This is a genomic window from Paraburkholderia sp. SIMBA_054, assembly GCF_046534875.1.
Lineage (GTDB): Bacteria > Pseudomonadota > Gammaproteobacteria > Burkholderiales > Burkholderiaceae > Paraburkholderia > Paraburkholderia hospita.
The window spans coordinates 1-272 of record NZ_JAWRXV010000772.1 but is presented as its reverse complement, the minus strand read 5'-3'; the positions used below and the strand labels follow the sequence as shown (position 1 = coordinate 272).

At 61.0% G+C, this 272-nt stretch carries 1 protein-coding gene; it reads right to left on the bottom strand.

Annotated elements, in window-relative coordinates:
* Positions 1-248 (bottom strand): hypothetical protein (locus SB822_RS57195; protein WP_410859116.1); only part of this gene is annotated, 248 nt, incomplete at its 3' end.
* Between the last annotated feature and the right edge of the window lie 24 nt (positions 249-272).

The following is a 272-nucleotide window of genomic DNA, read 5'->3' as shown; positions in this document are numbered from 1 at the left end:
CCATCGATCTCGGCGATGACGGCATGGTCCTTCGGACGACGTGCTTCGAACAGTTCCGCAACGCGCGGCAGACCACCGGTGATGTCCTTGGTCTTGGCGCTTTCCATCGGCAGACGGGCGATAACGTCACCAGCCTTAACATGCGCGCCCGGCTCGACCGAAAGGATCGATTCCACGGAGAGCATGAAGCGGGCATCGCCACCCTTCGACAGTTTCAGGATCTTGCCGGCCTTGTCCTTGATGACCATGGCAGGCTTGAGGTCCGAACCGCG